The sequence below is a fragment of the Mycobacterium sp. OAE908 genome (assembly GCF_017872775.1).
Lineage (GTDB): Bacteria > Actinomycetota > Actinomycetes > Mycobacteriales > Mycobacteriaceae > Mycobacterium.
Genome location: NZ_JAGGJL010000003.1, coordinates 166489 through 184694 on the forward strand (window position 1 = coordinate 166489; position 18206 = coordinate 184694).

Genomic DNA, 18206 nt, shown 5'->3' on the forward strand with positions numbered 1-18206 from the left:
GCATGTGCGCCGTTAGGATGACGATATGAGTAACCCGCAACGGGACGACTCCGACGAGTACGCGACCGGCCCGAGCGCACAGCCGGGCGGCGCCCAGAACGTCGAACGGCCCGCGCCCACCGAGGCGTCCGGTGAGGCGCCCCGCCACCTGGCGGGCGCACCGGACCCGGGGGTAACCCGCCCGGTTCCCCCTGCGCCGTGGCCGGATGCACCGGCGCCGTTCCGCCCGGATCCGGCGGGCCCGCCGCCGAACACCGGCGCGCGTCACCTCGAGCAGCCCGCGCGCCATGACCCCGAGGGCCTGTCGGAAAAGACGTCGCTGATCAACCGCGATGAGCTGCTGGCGGGTCCACGCGGCCCGCAAAGTCCTCCGCCGCGTCCGCCCGCCGGCGACTGGGGCAGCGCGCCACCTGGCTGGGGTCCGACGCCCGGCGGGGCGGGCAGCTTCAACTTCGTCGACGACATCCGCAGCACCGAACTGGTGCCCACCCGCAAGATCCCGCCGCAGCGCGGCTGGCGAAAAGCCTTGTACGCCGCGACGTTTCATCTGATCAACCCCGGGCAGTCACCCGACGAGCGCTACCAGGCCGAGCTGGAGGCCAAAGTCCGCTCGCTGCTGCGGGGCCGCTACAAGATCGGCGTGCTGGGCAAGGGCGGCGTCGGCAAGACCACCATCTCGGCGTGCGTAGGGTCGCTGCTGGCCGAGATGCGCCCCGATGACCGGGTGGTGGCCATCGACGCCGACACCGCGTTCGGCAAGCTCGCCAGCCGCATCGACCCCAAGGCGTCGGGGTCCTATTGGGAGCTGGCCGGTGACCGCAACCTGCACACCTTCGCCGATGTGCGCAGCCGCGTCGGCAGCAACGCCTCGGGGCTGTTCGTGCTGGCCGGGGAGATGTCCACCGCGCGCCGGCGGGTGCTCGATCCGTCGGTCTACTCCGCTGCCGTGGCCCAGCTCGACCGCCACTTCACGGTGTCGATCGTGGACTGCGGGTCGACGATGGACGCCCCGGTGACCCGCGCCGCGGTCGCCGACGTGGATGCGCTGATCGTCGTGTCCTCATGCTGGTATGACGGCGCGTCGGCGGCGGGTCAGACCCTGGAGTGGCTGGCCAACAACGGCTACACCGGGCTGCTGCACCGCACCGTGGTCGTCGTCAACAACTCCGACAACCAGGCCAGCAAGCGGGACGTGAAGCTGCTGATCGAACGGTTCGGCAGCCGCGGTCAGAAGGTCATCGAGATGCCCTATGACCGGCATCTGCGCCCGGCCGGGGTGATCGACATCGACAACGAGCTCAACAAGCACACCCGCCGCCGGGTGCTCGAGATCGCCGCCGCGCTGGCCGAGCACTTCACCGCGACCACCGAGCGACCCCGGGAGCGCCGATGACCGCCACCGCCGATCGCGGGGTGGCCGGGCGCGACCTGCGGGCCGACACCGGCGTGCCCGCCTCGAGCCGGGTGTCGCTGCTGGTGGGGGAAAGCCATCAGATCGACCTGTTGCTGCCCGCGGCCGTGCCGCTGGCCAAGCTGGCCGACCCGACCCGCGACGCGATCAACCGGCAGCTGCGCTCGATCGGCGCCGAGGAGCTGCCGCGGCGCAACTTCGTGTTCGCCCGGGCCGCGGGCATGACCATGCTGGCGGGCAACCTGTCGCTCTCGGCGCAGGGCGTCAGCGACGCCGAGCTGCTCGCGTTCGTGCCGGCGGCCTCCGCGCAGCGCTACGAACCCAACATCGAGAACGTGTCGGCGGCGATCGCCAGGTGGGCCAAGAGCCACTTCCCGGCCGTGTCGGCCGGTGACGCCGCCGCGGTGGCGGTGGCGTTGACGACCGTGGCGCTGCTGGTGTCGGGTCTGCTGGTGTGGCGCCATCGCTGGGCCACGGACGGGGGATGGCTGACCCCGGTCATCTTCGGCGCGGCGGGCCTGGTGCTCCTCGCGGTGACGTTGATGGCGGTGCGGATGGCGGCACCGCTGGCGGCCAGGACGGCGGCGTGCTGGTGTGCGGTGGCAGCGCTGGTCGCGGCGGGGGCTTGCGCACCGCCCGGAGCCCACCCGGGCGCGCCGCACGCGTTTCTGGCGGCGGGGGTGGCGTTGGTGGCCACCGCGCTGGTGGCGCGTTTCACCAGCCGCTACTGGGTGGCCGCGGCGGCGGTGATCACCGTGTCGGTGGCGGTGCTGGCGGCCTCGGGCGCCCGGATGTTCTTCACCGTTCCCGGGCAGCGGATCGCCACGGTGATGCTGATCGCGGTGCTGACGGTGTCGCTGGCCGCGCCGGCGATCGGCAGGCAGCTGGCCAAGGTGCCGCGCCAGAGCTTCGACTCGATCACCGGCAAGGACATGTACACCCGGGCGCCGGGTGAGCCGGAGGACACCATCACCCCCGTCGCCGACGCACCGCACGACGTCACGCTGCGCGGCGAGGAGCTCGCCGCGGTGGCCCGCCGGTCCAACCGGGTGCTGACCGGGCTGCTGCTGGGCAACGCGCTGGCGCAGGTCGGGTCGTCGTGGTGTGCCATTCATCCCGGCGTGGGTTCGCAGTGGCCGTTCGTGGTGGTGGTCGCGATCATTGCGGTGATCCTGGTGTTGCGGGCGCGAGCGTTTCGCGACCGCCGCCATGCGATCACGGTGGTCACGGGTGGGGCGGTGTCGCTGTTCGCGATCCCGGTCCACTACGGCGTCGCCGCCGACGCGGCGTCGGTGACCGGGCTGTGGGCGGCGGCGGTGGTGCTCGGCATCGCGGTGTGCGCGCTGCTCGGCGGGACGGTGATCCCGAACCGCAACTTCTCCGAACCGGTCCGCGAACTCGTCGAGTACGTGGAGTACGTGGCGACCACCGCGGTGATCGTGTTCGCGGCGTGGGCGATCGATCTGCTGCACTTCGTCAGGTACCACTGATGCAGATGCGTTCGGCCGCTGCGGGTTTCGGCGCGGCGGTCCTGCTCGGGGCCAACGTGGCCGCACCGCCTGCGGCGTTGGCGATCGCCCCGCCGGTGATCGACCCGGGTGCGCTGCCGCCGCCGGAGACGCCGGGGCCCGTGGAGGAGATGCGCCAGACCGAGGCCTGCATCAACCCGGTGGTGATCGCCGATCCCGACGTCACCCAGCCGGCGCCGGGCAACGTGATGCTGTCGGTGCCGCAGGCCTGGCAGTACTCCACCGGCGCCGGGGTGACGGTGGCGGTCATCGACACCGGGGTGACACCCAACCCGCGCTTCCCGGCGCTGTTCGCCGGCGGCGACTACGTGCAGGGGCTGGCCGGCGGCGGGTTGACCGACTGCGAGAACCACGGCACCGCTGTGGCCAGCATCATCGGCGCCGCGCCGTCCAATCCCGCGGATCGCCCGCCGACCAAGCCGCTGGGTGCCCCGCCGGTCGCGCCGCCGCCCGCTGTGCCGGCCAACCCGGCTCCGACCAGCGCGCCGCCGCCACCCCCGCCGCCGCAGACGATCACGGTGATCGCGCCGCCGCCACCGCCGCCCCCTCCGCCTCCGCCGCCCGAGGGCGACGCGCCTGCCGACGGGGCCGCCGATCCCGCCGCGGCCGCGCCGCTGGTGCCCGGTCCGCCGCCGGGCGGCCCGGACGGCGTGGTAGGGGTGGCGCCCGACGCCGCGTTGATCTCGATCCGGCAGGCGTCGGTGGCGTTCGCCCCGGCACATCCGACACCGGAGGAGCAGTCGCTGCACCGCAAGGCCGGCGACATCCTGTCGCTGGCCAAGGCCATCCGCACCGCCGCCGATCTGGGCGCCAAGGTCATCAACGTGTCGCTGGCGTCGTGCACCAACGCCGCGGCGCCGGTCAACCAGGACCCGCTCGGTGCGGCGGTGCGCTACGCCGCCGTCGACAAGGACGCGGTGATCGTGGCCGCCGCCGGTAACCGCAACGACCCGCTGCAGCCCGACTGCGGGCAAAACCCGGCGTTCAACCCGCTCAACCCCGCCGACCCGCGGGACTGGGCCGGCGTGCGCACCATCGTCAGCCCGGCGTGGTTCTCCGACTACGTGCTCTCGGTGGCCGCGGTCACCCCGGGCGGGCTGCCGATGCCCGACTCCATCAACGGCCCGTGGGTGGGGGTGGCCGCCCCCGGCGCCCGGATCATGGGGCTGTCCAGCGTCAACGGCGCCGCGGTCAACGCCTCACCCGCCAAGGATCCCGGCACCGGCAACGGCATGTGGGGGACTAGTTTCTCGGCGGCCTACGTCTCAGGCGTGGCGGCGCTGGTGCGTGCCAAGTTTCCGAATCTGACTGCGCACCAGGTGATCCGGCGGATCACCGAGACCGCGCACAACCCGGCGCACGGGGTGGACAACCAGGTCGGGCACGGGGTGGTCGATCCGGTCGCCGCGCTGACGTTCGATGTGACGCCCGGCGACCCGAAACCCGCCGAGCATCTGAGCAGCGCCCTGCACGTGCCCCCGCCGCCCCCCGGCCCGGATCTGCGGCCGCGCAACGTGGCGCTGATCGGGGTGGGGGTCGCGTTCGGGGCCGCGCTCATCGTCGCGGCGGTGGCCGGGATCCGCAGGAGGATGTCGTGAAGGCGCGCACCGTGGCGCTGCGCCCGGCGCTGGGCGCCGTGGTGGCCGCCGAGGTCGTGGCGCTGGCCGCGTTCACCGCGCTGCCGCCGGGGCGGTGGGGCTGGTGGCCGGCCGCGGTGATCACCGCGGTGGCGGTCGTGGCGCTGGTGGTCACGGTGCATCGGCGCAACGCGGTGAGTTGGGTTGGCGCCCAAGCACGCTGGCGACGCCAGCGCCGATTCGCCACCCCCGTCGGCGCCGCGGTCGACATCAACCACGGCGGCCACGTCTACGGGGTGCGCACCGCCGGCGAGGAGGCCGTCACGATGCTGCGCATCGACGGGCGGCCCGACAGCCCGACGTTTCTGCGCAGCGCGGCGACCCTGCACACCACCAACACGGTGCCGCTGCGGGTGCTCATCGACCATCTCGAGCAACCGGGCGGCCTTTACCTGGAACTCGACATCGTCAACGACGGCTACCGGGTGGTGCCCCAGAGCGGCTATCCGCCGCTGTACTCCACGCTGCTGGCCGACCGGTCGGCGGCCGGGCAGCGCACCACCCGGCTGATCGTGCGGCTGATCCTGCCCGAGTCGGTGGCCGGCCTGTCCTACCGGCACTCGATCGGCACCGCCGCGGCCGCGGCGTCCGACCGGATCCTCAAAGCCCTGCTGCAGCAGGGGATCCGGGCGGTGCCGTGCAACGCCGAGGAACACGACACGGCGCTGGCCGCGCTGGGCGTCGGGCTGGCGGCGCCACCGCCGCGGCCCGCCGTTGCGATGGCCGACGAGGAGATCGCGCCCGACGTGCTCGAGGAGCCTGACTTTGACGAGCTCGAGGCTGAAGTGTTCGCCGGTGTCGGCGCACGCGCTGAGCCGGCGGCCGACGTCGCTGAGGACAGCGAGGCACGTGCGGTGCGGGTGCGCCCCAAAGCCAGCGTGGGGTGGCGCACCATCAACAGCAGGCCGGGCTATCTGACGACGTATTACTTCTCTGCTGAGGACATCACCACCGAGAGCCTGAACGCGATGTGGGCGCTGCGCAGCGATCACGTGGTGCAGATGACGACGCTACGCAAGCAGCGCGACGGGAAGGTCGCGGTGTCGGCGCTGGTGCGCACCACCGACCCGCAAGCCCCCCAGCAGCCGCCCACGCTGTTCCTCAATCCGCTGCCCGGCGACCAATATTCAGCCGCGCTGGCCGCCGCGCCGACATCACGGCCGCGGCTGAGGCTGCCGCGCCGGGTGCTGAAGGCGCGCGACGAGCTGGCCATCCCGATCGGCGCGACCGGTGTGCTGGTCGGCGCGGCGATCAACGACGACCCCGCCGCACGGCCGCCGATGCAGCGCGACGACCTGGTGATGTGGCCGCTGACCGATCCGCAGCGCGCCACCCGCATCACCATGGACACCTCAGCGTTCTATCTGCGGCAGCTGCTGATCCGCGCCGCGGCGTGCGGGGAGCGCATCGTCATCTACTCCGAGGAGCCGCGCCGCTGGTATTCGCTGGCCCAGCGTCACCTCAGCGTCGTCGAGCCGGGCAGGCACGCCGACTTCGTGCCGACGATCATCGTCAACGACCACTCCCGGATCGTGCCGTCGGCCGGACTGTCCTCGACAGTGATCACGTTGGGCCACAACCCGTCTGAGGCCACCCGGCCCGATGTGTTGTTTCAGCAGACGTCGGAGAACACGGTGCGCATCACCGCAGGCGCGCGCGTCATCGACATCGCGATGGTGGTGTTCCGCCAGGAACAGACGTGGACAGGGTAGGTGGGGCTTCTCGACGGCGTCGTCGTCGCCGTTCTGGCGACACCGCCAATTTATGGTCCCATTAAGTCGGTCAGAATCGCCCATCAACTTCACATGGCGCGCTTCACGAGCATGGCGAAGGCGTAGTCGCCCCCCGCGGCGGCTGTAGTTTCTCAAACTGAGTGTCGTTGTCTCAGTTGAGATGTCATCTCGACGGCATATATGACATAAACGCCGCAGGCCTTCTGCAATGTGGTGGAGGCTCTCCCATGTGCATACCCCACTTCAGACCGAAGGAGTCATTCAAAGCGTGTCAGGGCAAATCGAGAATTGAGCTGCCGAAACTAAGTTGCCCGCCTGCTTGTCGGTGATTCGTCGCATCTGCCGATACAGTTTTTCGGTTTCGACTGGCGCAGACGTTCCCTGGTGCAACTCGGTGCAAAGGGCCTGCCCTAGCTCGATGGTGTCCTGCGAGCTGATCGGGTGACCCATAATTGCGGAGATGTCGATCCCGTACGCGTGAAGCCTGGACAGGAAATCGCTGCCGGGATCGGCGTGCGCAAGGGGTGTAATGAGTGCCCATGTCGCGCTGAATGCAACGCAGACAATTCCGCTGGTAAGCCTCACTGGAAAAGTCCCCTGTCCCCCTGGCAACCCGCCGGGCGACAACTGTAACCCCGTTTCAGACACTCAGAGCAACCAACGAGCAAACCACCGATACACCAGAGCAACCGGCCGCAAGACGGCCATCTAACCAGCGCGCCTCGGTAGTCTGTGACCATGATTGTTGCCAGCGGATCGAAGTTTGCTGGCTACACGATTGTGCGGCTACTTGGATCGGGCGGCATGGGGGATGTCTATCTTGTTGAGCATCCGAGGTTGCCGCGTCACGATGCGTTGAAAATCCTCCCGCGGGCCCTGACCGCTGACATCGAGTTCCGCCAGCGGTTCATCCGGGAAGCGGACCTGGCCGCGACGCTATTTCATCCGCACATCGTCGGTATGCATGACCGCGGCGAGTATGACGACCAACTGTGGATCTCGATGGACTACATCGACGGAACCGACGCCGCTCAGCTGGTGTGCGACCGCTACCCCGCGGGTATGCCGGTCGACGATGTGCTGGCCATCGTCACGGCGTTAGCTGGCGCGCTCGATCATGCCCATGAGCGCCTTCTACTGCACCGCGATGTCAAGCCAGCCAACGTCTTGCTCAGCGAGCCCGATCGCGATGGTCAGCGACGAATCTTTCTGGCGGACTTCGGAATAGCTCGACCGATGATCGATCCGAGTGGACTCACGGCGACCAATCTCACGGTTGGTACCGTCGCCTACGCCGCGCCCGAACAGCTTATGGGTTCGGAACTCGACGGGCGTGCTGACCAGTACGCGCTCGCCGCTACCGCGTATCACCTGCTGACCGGGGCACCGCTGTTTCAGCAGTCCAACCCCGTTGCGGTCATCAGCCAGCACCTCACCCAGGTCCCCCCGCCAGTCAGTGATCGACGACCGGACTTGGCGCGACTCAATTTAGTACTGGCAAAAGCTTTGGCAAAGGACCCCGGCGAGCGGTTCATGCGGTGCCGCGATTTCGCTACGGCATTCCATGAACAAGTCGGTGACCCCATCAGTGAATGGGGCACGGAGGCCGGCATAACATCTGCCTCTCCCATTCCAACGTCCAAGACTCAATTGCGGATCACGACGCCCCCCGCTGCAGCCGGGCAAGTGAATCGTCTCAGGGTTGAATCGACGCCAGGGGGAATCGATCCGCCGGCGTTCAGCAAGAAGCGGAAACAGCGGCCCAAAGTCGTTCTTGCTGCAGCGCTTGCGGTAATCCTCATCGCGGGGATCGGGTTGAGTAGCTGGGTGATTCACCAAAAGGATCGTGTGACGCCAACCACAGCCAATGCCCCGGTCCAACCCGCCGCTGTCCTCGACGGCACGTACCGCCTCGATTACATGCTCGGCCAACAAACGGTCAACGGCTCGCCGAATCCTCCGCCAGAGAAGGAGCCGCAAACCCAAACCGCATATTGGGCCTATCGCCAAGCGTGCACGTCCAAGGGTTGCGTGGCTACCGGAACCGCCCTGGACGACAACCACAAAGCAGCGATCACACCCAACGTTTCAGCCGTTTGGCACTATGCCGATAGTGAGTGGCTGCGCATGCCCGATAGGCAGCGCGTCCAGTACGAGCATTGCTCGGTCGACGGCGACAAAGAAGTCGCCGGCGGGGACACCGAGATGACGACGTGGACAATGACGCCGCAATCGGACGGTACCCTCCGAGGTCTTCGGACCAACACGGTGCTCACCAGCGAGTGCGGCCTACAGGGAGTGGTCAGACAGGATCCCTTTGTGGCAGCGCGGATTGGCGATATTCCACCCGGCGTTACTGTGGCGGACCCGGTCTCCGTGGTCGACCGACCGACAATCAGTTCATCCCCGCCGACGATTTCAGGCCCACTGCTCGACGGTACCTATCGGCTCGATTACGACTTTCTGAGCGCGACGAATAACAAGGGGGTGCCGAATCTCGCCACGAGTAATCGAACGTATTGGTGGGCATTCCGTTCCTCCTGCGCCGCTTCGGGTTGCGTGGCCACCGGCGCCGAACTCGACGACGCCAACTATCAAGAGGCCAGCGGACTTTCAACAGTCCTTCGTTTCGACAATGGTCACTGGCATGATGTGCCGCTCACTTTGCGCATAGAATGCGGCACCAGCCGAGGCTCAACAACCGCGACCATCGACCCCAAGGACCTCTTTACGGTGACCGCAAGTCTGGACTTGGAGCCGCAGCCCGACGGCACGCTCGAAGGGGTAGCAACTCAGAAGATGGAAACGAATGAATGCGCCCTACAGGGGACGGTATTCATCATTCCGGTGTCGGCGACGCGGACAGGCGATGCGCCAGCGAACGCCATCTTGGCCGATCCTGATCTGTTCAACTCCTGACTGATTGCGGGATCCATCCCATACAGCGCCCGCCGCCGCAATGTGTGCAGTTCACGAGCCTTGTCTTCGGAGATCCCGTTGGGGCGCCCCATCGTATCGAGTTCCATCAACGACCCCCTGATCGGCGGGGTTCCTGCGACGATCGCAGCTTACCTAGCCTCGGCGTCGCCGAACCTTGTTGTGCGCCATGACTGCACGCGTTCCAGAATGAGAAGGGTCGAGGAATACCACAGTGATGCGATTCTGGTTCTGCGAACGATCTGATCAGTGATTGCAGATTGCGCCGCCGAAGAATTTCGCGCTGGTGATATGCACGCCGTCGCGCGACCGCCACCGCTGACACATCGGAGGCGTTCGGTCGATTGGTCAAACTCGGGATACTCGACTTGTCAAATACGCGCACAATGCATGTCTTCGAAGCGCACAATTGAAACACGCGCACAAGTCAGTTCTTGTCTTCTATGGACCGTCGCTGTTCGGTCACCGATTAACGCGCATGTGCGTGGGGAGGGGGTTAGGTTGCTGTCTGGAATCGAACCGGGTCCGTCGCGGTCTGCCGCCACATCGAATTGGCGTCCGATTAGGCGCGACGGGTTGCGCTCTAAACGCACAGCCAGATTCATTGCGGGAATCGGCACTGGCGTGGGGCCGGCGTCGACGCCGATTGGTCGAGTCGTTGTTGTTCATCACTGCGATGTCGAGGCGGTTTGGGCCCACTTAAACGGGGCCGTTTCCTTCCTGATGGATCGGCGGTTCCCTCGCTTTATCTTGGGCATCGGATCGACCAGGTTTCGGCAGCAGTATTGCGCGGCGGAGTCACTGCTGCTGATGCGCTGTGCAAGCTGAATGTTTCGAAGGTGTACACGATTCTCTGCCTGCGAAAGCGCGGCTTCGGAGTGTTCTGCGGGGCATTGAAACGCTGTCCATGGAGGCTTTCTCGTGGCGATGAGGACGGGGGAGGTTGGAGATATGAACCGTCCGGTTGAACGCGACCCTGGTGCTGCTGCACGTCTGCGTCGAATGCGTGTGGGTGACGCGGCGCGCTTGGAGTCGCCCGGCTTGCTTGGCCGGCGTCTGCGGTTTCAGGTAGTGCGGCCGCGTGACCATCTCGTGCTCACGGTGAGTGCGGTGGACTGTGAGGTGGTCGTCGACGAGCACGAGGTACCTTGGCTGAAGCCGGTTGAGGGTGAGTCGCAGTCGCGGCTGATTGTGACCTTGCCGCCGCAGCATGTTCTCGAGCAGGTCTACCAGGAGAAGCAAGGAACCGGCCCGAAAGTGGGCCAGCCCGAGGATCCGGATTTGCCTGCCGGCGCGCGGTTTTCGGGGCGGTCGCGGTTGGCATTCACGCTTTCGGAAAGTGACTCCGTCGAGCTCACGGTGAACGGAATTCTCACAGCCATGAGCCGTCTGGCGCTGGCGGTGGCTCCGCTGGCTGAGCCGCGGGTCATCTGGCACCTTTGGGACGTTCTGACCACACCTGCAATTGCCGAGGCGCAAGAGCCGGTCAGCGGAGTGTTCGGCCGGGCGGGTGTGGCCGCTGCGCAGAGCGCTGTTGATCGTGTGCGTGCGACGCGCACTTTGACGGCGGCGGGGCTAGGCGAAAAGGTTGTGGCGCTGGAACCGGTTGCACGGCAGGCGATTGTGGCGATCCCGGCGAGCGAACGAGCGCGAGCCATCGATGGCATCGCGGCCGCCGGACTGCGCCCCGGGGTCGACGTTGGGCGGGTTCCCATCTATATCGGGCGGCCCTCACCGCGGCCGCCGACCCAGAGTGAGACGGCGTTAGAGGTGCCGAGCCGTTTGCAGCTCTCGCCGAGTGAGCGCGGCGCGTGGGCGCATGCGATCGATGTCGATGATGCGCCGGGTGTAGCCGTGGAACTGTGGAACACAAGGCTGGGTGTCCGGGCCGGCAGCACCGATGCCCCGACTGTCGATGAGGTCTCTGCTGATCAGAGGATCGTGCGAGCTGTCTGGACGCGGGACCTTGAGCAGGAGATCGAGTTGCCGTCGTGGATTGAGCTGCCGCCGTGGCCCTTTCGCGCGAGCCTCACACGGACGAACAGGATCGACATCGTCAACCTGTCGACTGGAGACGCCGGGAGCCCGTGGTTGCTGCCGGCGCCGGCGCCGGTTGAGGTCAACAAGCTTGCGTTGACCTCGCTTGGTGCGTTCATGGATGTACGCGGCCATTGGGATGTCAAGGGTGTCCCACTGACCGAGTGGCAACACCGCACGACGCTGGGACGCGACCAGTTCGTCCGGGTGGTGGAGAAGGGGTACTTCTGTCCGTTCGGACATCGAGCCGTGTACATCACCGAAACACGTCGTCGCGCCGATCCGACGTTGCCGGATGGAGGTTTCGCCATCCTGTGGCAGCGGCACTACATAATTCTGCGTGAGCGTGTGCGTTCCTACTCGGACCGTGGCATGCCCGGGGTGCAGGTCACGATCGACCCCAAGGTGACGCCCGACATTAACGACCCGGGACAGGACGCGTTCGTGTTCTGGCCGACGATCGGCACCAAGGAGTTCGCGTTCACGATCACGGTTGTCGACCAGGACGGAAGCGAGCACAAGTACCACGCACCGCTGCTGTTCGTCCTCGAGCGCCGGGCAGAAGCGCCGGACAAGGGGCGGCCGACCAAGCACGAGGTTTATGAGAAGTATGCGCTAACCGACGATGGCCGCCACCACATCACTGGCACGCCCTATGAGCAGCTGGTGCGCCACGATCTCGGTGGCAAGCGCATCGCGATCGCTCCTACAGCGGCGAGCGGTGAGGCGACATATGAGACGCGCACGTTGCGTTTCACCGCCGACCTCGCCGATGACACGTGTACGCCGTCAATGTTGTTCGGCGAGTTTGTGATCCCGGCGGTGGCTGCTGCCACGGGCCGTAAGGATTCGCTGCCGCTGAGTTATGCCGACGCATATGTGCAACACGGCTTCAGCCCGGCCGACAACAAGGGCGAGGTCGTGCTCGTCAACGCCGAGAACGCGCCGCCGGCCGCGTTGACGTTCGACTCGTCGGATAGGTCTGGCGGGTTTCTCAAACCCAGTCAGCACATCGCGGGTATCGCCCGCGGCAGCGGTCCGGTATCCGACGTCGCTGCTGCCACGACGGGGGCGCCGGCCGACCCGTCGGCGCTGTTCGCCGGGATCGGCAAGCTGCTGGGCTTGTTCGAGCTCGCCGACATTCTTGACGACCTCGGGCTCGACGACATTCCCGCCTACACCGCACAGCTGCTGGACATTGTCGGCGCGATAACGGGCGGCATCTCGCGCGCTGCCGATTTCCTCGGGGCGAATCCTGTTGGCGGGCAGCTGGATGCGGCCGGGGCTGGCCTCGATGCGTTGATCCATCAGACTCCCGCGCCGAGTGAGGGCGACTTCGCGGCATTCATCACAGCGACGCTGAGGCCCGCGGTCGAGGCTGGACGCGCGGCGGGCGTGCTGGGCACGTTGGGTAAAGCCGAGGCCGCCATCGTCGAGCGTACGTTGGCCACGGTCGACGCGGTGATCCACCCACCGCCTGGATCGCCGATCGTGCCGGCCGCGCTGCTGGGATCGATCGCTGCCGGTCGCCCGACGGCCAGCGCACTGAATCACGTGCACCTGGAATGGCGTCCGCCGATCAAGCAGTGGCCAGATGGCGCGCCCAGCGACGCGATCTTCCTGCCGCCAAATCCGCGGTCGCTGCTTGTTGCGGTCGACGTGCGCGGCGGCGATCTCGTAGTCGAACCCTCGGTCGAGGTTCTCGCGCAGCTCACCGACTTCAGGCTGCAGCTGCTGCCCGGGCTGCCGCTGCTGCACATCCCGTTCAAACGGCTGTACTTCCGGGCCACAAGCGGGGCTAAGACCGAGATCGACGTCGACCTCGGCGAACTCGAATGGCTCGGTGTGCTCGGCTTCGTCGACAAGCTGCGCGAGCTGATCCCCAGCGATGGCTTCTCTGATCCGCCCAGTGTTTCGGTGGACACCCAAGGAGTCTCAGCCGGGTTCAGCCTGGTTTTGCCGAATGTCGCTGTCGGAGTGTTCAACCTGTCGAACATGTCGATGGCCGCCGACCTGAAGCTGCCGTTCATCGGCGACACCCCGACTGTTGGGTTCTGCTTCTGTTCGCGCGAGCGTCCGTTCACCGTCGCGGTGCTGTTCCTGGGCGGTGGTGGCTTCTTCGGTCTGCGGCTAAGTCCGAAGAAGATGGTGCTGCTCGAGGCTGCTGTCGAGTTCGGTGCGACGCTGGCGCTCGACTTCGGCGTCGCGTCCGGGTCGGTGTCGTGCATGGCCGGTGTGTACCTGCGGCTGCAGGCCGATGACGGGTCGCTGACGGGATATTTGCGGATCCGCGGCGAGGTCGACGTCCTGGGACTCATCTCGGCGTGCATCGAGATGTACATGGGCCTGACCTACGAATTCGGCTCCGGCAAGGTCATCGGCCGCGCCACCATCACCGTCGAGGTCGAAGTGCTGGTTTTCTCCGGGTCGGTGTCGATCTCGGCGGAACGCAAGTTCGCCGGCTCCAAGGGGGACCCGACCTTCGCCGATGCGCTGGGCCCCTACGTCGAGCCCGAGTGCCCCTGGATCAACTACTGCCGAGCATTCGCCGAGGTGTGAGATGCCCCAGTCCGCCGTGTTCACATTGCTGCCGCAGGACGAAACCGCCGACGGCCAGCTGCGTGCCGCGCTGTTCGTGTCGCCGCGCCTCACACCGGACGGCCCCAACCAAACCGTGTCGGACTTCGCGCCATTCGCCAACTGGCCCGACGTCGTGGCGGAGAGTCGGATCGTCGTGGAGAACGCGAACGGGCAGCGCACCGTCGTCGCACCCGACACGACCGACCTGAGCTCGGAGTTGTGGCAGGACTACATCGCCGACCTTCCCGTCACGGGGTGGACGTTTAATGACCTGTCGGACACCGAGATCCGGTCATTTCCCGCCCAGTCGATCCTCGCAGCTGCGCAAGGCCTCTACCACGCGGTGGCCGCCAGCAGCGGCGGCGATCATCCGGATCCGTTGGCCGGCGGGCTGCGCAACCTGGGCGCGGCATATCTGCAGATCACCGGCGAGCGCCCACTGCAGGAACCGACCGGACGCGAAGGGTGGCCCGCTGCGACGCGGGCCGCCGCCTCGGCCGAGCTGCGCCAAGGGATCGACGCGCGGGTCGACCGCGCGATCGCTGAGCGCCGCGAGCGCCGCGGCGAGGCCCCGGGGACACTCGGACACGGCGGACCCGCGCCCGCCTCCGCCGCGCTGGATCCGGCAGCGGCGATAGCCGACAGCTACAACGCGGCACTGGATCTCGCCGAGGCGCGCCGGTTCTACGACCGCCCCGAGGCACGCGACCCAGACGCCGCGACCTACCCGAAGCCCGACCCCAACTACCAGCCGGTGGCACCGCACAACGACAAGCCCGACTTTCACGGTGTGCTCGCGGCGCTGGCCGACCACCCCCAGCTGCTACGTCGCCTCGGCATCATCATCGGATTCGAACTCGACCCCGGATTCGTCGGCGCCGGCGCAGACCTGCGCGCCTACCTGGAGCACGACCTACTCGCCGACAACGCCGTGGTGCTGCAACCATTCACCCGCACCGTCGTGGACTCACCCTATTTCCAGCCGGTCAGCGACACAGGCGACCTGCACCACGGCATGCTGCTGCTCGACGACCCCAACCGCTACCACCTGTCTCAAGTCGATATCGACTCCACCGCGCTGCTGGTCGAACAACGCATCGCCAACGTGTACCCGATCGCGCAGGCGGCACAGGACGACGACCCGGTCGCCACCGACCTGCCCGCCCTGCGATCTACCGGCTTCACGTTGACCCGGTTGAAGCGGGCGCTGGTATTGGAGCAGCGGATCGGTAGGGCCGCAGACAATGCCAGGAACATCGACCTGGGCAATGAGGTCGTCCTGTTCGCCGAGGACCTGGTGCGGGGATATCGCGCCGACGTGCACGATGGCGCCGATTGGCGCTCGCTGATGCACCGCCACGTCTCCTACGTCGATGCGTCCACCGATGCCGAGCGGTTCGCGGTCGACGACGAGGCCTACCTCAAGAGCGCTACACTCACCCAGACACCCGCAGTCGCCGACCCTCCCGCATACCTGCACGAAGCGCTGCTCGGCTGGGACGGATGGTCACTGGCCGTGGCACGCCCAGGTAGCCACATCCCACGGGAGACGCCGGCCGACGGTGATCCGCCGGTCACCGACAGTCCCGGTGACCCGTTCCCCGGCGATTTGAATCTGAGACCGCAGGCATCACTCGTGCCTGGGACGTTGCCTCGGCTCCGGTACGGCACCGCATACCGGATGCGGATGCGTACCGTCGATCTGTCGGGCACCTCGACCGCCTATCCAACGGACGAGCACGCGTCTGGCGCGCAGGCGTTCAAGCGGTTTCAGCCGATCGCCCACCCCGTCGTTGTGCAGCGACACGCGGTCACTGAAGGCGAGTCCACGCTGCGCCTGGTGATCCGCTCCGGGGTATCCGGCGCCCCTGCCGACGCCGGCGCGGCTTTGACACCGGTCGCGCCATCGGCGTATGCCGGCGAGCTCAACACCGCCGTGGCCCGCCAGTTCGGAACCTATCGGCCGGCGTGTGAACGGCATCTCGCGCCGCCCAAGGTGAGCCAAACCGACAGTGAACTCTTGGGCCGCTTCGACACCGACGCGATCGGCGTGGCGGCGGCCGCGGCCGACTACCGGACGGCGTATGCGCGCGCCCGCCGCGAACAGGGCACGTTGCAGGACATCAGGATCCTCTCGGCCACCGACCCCGACGCCGACAGTCCCGCCGACGGGATCCACCTCGTCCCGCCGTTGGCCCGCGACGGCGAGTTCACCGCTGCGCAGCTCGACATGACACTGGCCGCACTGGCGCGCGGTCAGGCTCCAGATCCAGGCTTCGCCGTGGTTCACGACACCGACAACTTGGCGGTGCCTTATCTGCCTGACGTCCTGGCCGCCGGGATCGCGCTGCGGTTCCAGGGTTCGGGCACCGCGTCGGGGTGGAGCCACACCGAGATCCTGCCTCTGGGCGGGGATTGGCCCGACATCGACACCTGGCGGCTCGTGCTGGTCGACGGCCCAAACCCGACGGTGACGACTGCGGACCGAGTGGTGACGGTGGCGCTGCCGCCCGGCGGCGCCGCCCGGGTGCGATCGTCGAGCACGATTGACGCGGCAACGCTGGAGCTTCTTGGTCTGTGGGACTGGATCGCTGACACCGTCGCGCCGGCCGACCGGCCTAATGTGCTTGCCGGCACCCATCAAATGATCACACCGGGCGAGACGATCATCCTCGTTCACGCAACGCAGCGACCACTTGCCCGGCCCGCGTTCAAGACCCTGCGCCCTGCACGCGCCTACGGCGAAACGCACACCGGTTTCCGCAGCATCCTGCACAACCAGTCGGCGACCACAGGTCGCCTCGACGTCGAGGCACGGTGGCGCGAATGGTTCGACGATCCCGCGTCGGGAAGAGCGCCGCACATCGTTTACGGCAAGACCGGGCACGCGTTCGACCTGCCAGTGGTGGCGGGCTCCGACGCTATCGACCTCACAACGGCCGCCGACGCCCGTCATGAGTTCGGCGACACGATCCACCGCGTCGTCAACTACACGCCGCGCGCGACCACACGCTTCCGCGAATACCTACCGCCGCCGCTGGCCTCAAATCCCGCAGCGCTGGCCGTCGTCGGCGCGACAGAGATCATCCATGTCCCGTGTTCTGCTCGCCCTGGCGCACCCCATGTGCACAGCGTGATGCCGACATTCCTGTGGGACGACCTCTCGCAGGATCGATTCGCCGAGCCGTCGACCACCAGACGCCGGCGCAGCGGCCTGCGGGTCTGGCTGGCCCGTCCGTGGTACATCTCCGGGGAGGACGAGATGCTCGGCGTCATCGTTTCCGGCGAGGACGGTGTGCTGCGCAGCACTGATATGCGGCGACAACACATCAGCGTCTGGGGCAAGGACCCCATCCGCCCGACCGGCGAACTGACCGCGCCGCTACCGCGGCCGCGAGACTTCCGCGGCGACGGCCTGCTGGTGCGCGATCGGCTCACGCTGGCCGAGCTCGGCCAGACCCCGCCAGGACGCCACCCCGGCGTCACCGTCGTCGGCCATCCCGTTACGTATTCACCCGAACGCGATATGTGGTTCGCCGACATCGACGTCGATCCCGGCGAGGCGGCGTGGCCGTTCCTACGTTTGGCGCTGACCAGGTTTCAGCCTTGGTCAGTAGAAGGCGCTGAACTGTCGCCGGTCGCGATCGTGGACTTCGTGCAGATCCTCAACGCACGTACCGCCTCGCTCACACGGCCCGACGAGAACACGATCGCCGTGACGGTCTCGGGCATCTCCGATCGACTTCCCGCCGCGGCCATCCTGCCGCCCAACAGCTTCCCGCAGTTTCAACGGCGCGGCGATCTGCGTCGAGGCGTGCGCGCCTGGATCGAGCGTCGAGGACCGCTGGCAACCGACATCGACTGGACACCCGTCGGGGCGCCGACCGAGCTGCGGCGCATCGACGAAGATGAAGTCGCCCGCGTGTGGTCGGCGACCGTCGCACTGCCAGAGCCGATCCCACCCAACTTGCCGGGAACAGACCCCGACGGGGGAGCCTCCGCGTACCGAATTGTCGTCGGCGAATGGGAAACCCTGCCGTACGACGAAATATTCAGCGACGGGGCCCCTGTCGAACGATACGTCTACCTCGACCGCTTCGGGTTATGACATCACCAGCGGACACACCTCTACTCGTGCGGTGCACACCACACGAGAAGACGGCCAGCCCTGTCGCGCCTCGGCTAATCAGAGAGCCGGTCGCCGCCAGCGCGCCGCGCTTCCTACCGATGCACGCAGTGTTGTTGCACCAGCGCCCAATTCGGCTGCGTACTGCTACACACTGCACCACCACCAACCATCGCAAGCCATGGCGCGGGTCGAACTGTCCAGCCCCACTGTGTA

At 67.3% G+C, this 18206-nt stretch carries 8 protein-coding genes; 7 read left to right on the forward strand and 1 reads right to left on the reverse strand.

The annotated features are described in order from the left end of the window. The first annotated feature begins 25 nt into the window (after positions 1-25). The 4 genes from J3E61_RS33200 to eccE are packed head-to-tail and all read left to right on the forward strand — an operon-like array spanning position 26 to position 6289. Entirely contained in the window at positions 26-1393 is a 1368-nt protein-coding gene (locus tag J3E61_RS33200; protein WP_210086893.1) for a MinD/ParA family protein, read from the forward strand. Then, a complete protein-coding gene (gene eccD, locus J3E61_RS33205) occupies positions 1390-2901 on the forward strand; it encodes a type VII secretion integral membrane protein EccD (RefSeq protein WP_210086894.1) in 1512 nt (503 codons plus the stop codon). Before J3E61_RS33200 ends, eccD begins: the two co-directional genes overlap by 4 nt. Then, the gene (mycP, locus tag J3E61_RS33210; RefSeq protein ID WP_210086895.1) at positions 2901-4538 is read left to right on the forward strand and encodes a type VII secretion-associated serine protease mycosin; all 1638 of its coding nucleotides are present in this window, start codon (positions 2901-2903) and stop codon (positions 4536-4538) included. Before eccD ends, mycP begins: the two co-directional genes overlap by 1 nt. Beyond that, the gene (gene eccE / locus J3E61_RS33215; protein ID WP_210086896.1) at positions 4535-6289 is read left to right on the forward strand and encodes a type VII secretion protein EccE; all 1755 of its coding nucleotides are present in this window, start codon (positions 4535-4537) and stop codon (positions 6287-6289) included. The genes mycP and eccE overlap by 4 nt, the downstream gene beginning before the upstream one ends. 282 nt (positions 6290-6571) lie before the next feature. Here eccE and J3E61_RS33220 read toward each other — a convergent pair whose 3' ends face one another. After that, on the reverse strand, positions 6572-6895 hold the full coding sequence (locus J3E61_RS33220; RefSeq protein ID WP_210086897.1) for a DUF732 domain-containing protein: 324 nt from the start codon (positions 6893-6895) through the stop codon (positions 6572-6574). A 153-nt stretch (positions 6896-7048) separates the two neighbouring features. On the opposite strand from J3E61_RS33220, the gene J3E61_RS33225 reads away from it, so the two are divergent. From J3E61_RS33225 to J3E61_RS33235, 3 genes are all read left to right on the forward strand, one after another. After that, on the forward strand, positions 7049-9229 hold the full coding sequence (locus J3E61_RS33225; protein ID WP_210086898.1) for a serine/threonine protein kinase: 2181 nt from the start codon (positions 7049-7051) through the stop codon (positions 9227-9229). Between the two features lie 969 nt (positions 9230-10198). Then, positions 10199-13843 carry a hypothetical protein gene (locus J3E61_RS33230; protein WP_210086899.1) on the forward strand — a complete coding sequence of 1215 codons (3645 nt, stop codon included), beginning with the start codon at positions 10199-10201 and terminating at the stop codon, positions 13841-13843. A 1-nt stretch (position 13844) separates the two neighbouring features. Next, a complete protein-coding gene (locus J3E61_RS33235) occupies positions 13845-17972 on the forward strand; it encodes a hypothetical protein (protein ID WP_210086900.1) in 4128 nt (1375 codons plus the stop codon). Positions 17973-18206 lie beyond the last annotated feature (234 nt).

What these genes read in the sequence shown, in the direction of transcription:
- mycP (WP_210086895.1), top strand. Translation starts at nt 2,901, where the DNA reads ATGCAGATGCGTTCGGCCGCTGCGGGTTTCGGCGCGGCGGTCCTGCTC.
- J3E61_RS33200 (WP_210086893.1), top strand. Translation starts at nt 26, where the DNA reads ATGAGTAACCCGCAACGGGACGACTCCGACGAGTACGCGACCGGCCCG.
- J3E61_RS33235 (WP_210086900.1), top strand. Translation starts at nt 13,845, where the DNA reads ATGCCCCAGTCCGCCGTGTTCACATTGCTGCCGCAGGACGAAACCGCC.
- J3E61_RS33225 (WP_210086898.1), top strand. Translation starts at nt 7,049, where the DNA reads ATGATTGTTGCCAGCGGATCGAAGTTTGCTGGCTACACGATTGTGCGG.
- J3E61_RS33230 (WP_210086899.1), top strand. Translation starts at nt 10,199, where the DNA reads ATGAACCGTCCGGTTGAACGCGACCCTGGTGCTGCTGCACGTCTGCGT.
- eccD (WP_210086894.1), top strand. Translation starts at nt 1,390, where the DNA reads ATGACCGCCACCGCCGATCGCGGGGTGGCCGGGCGCGACCTGCGGGCC.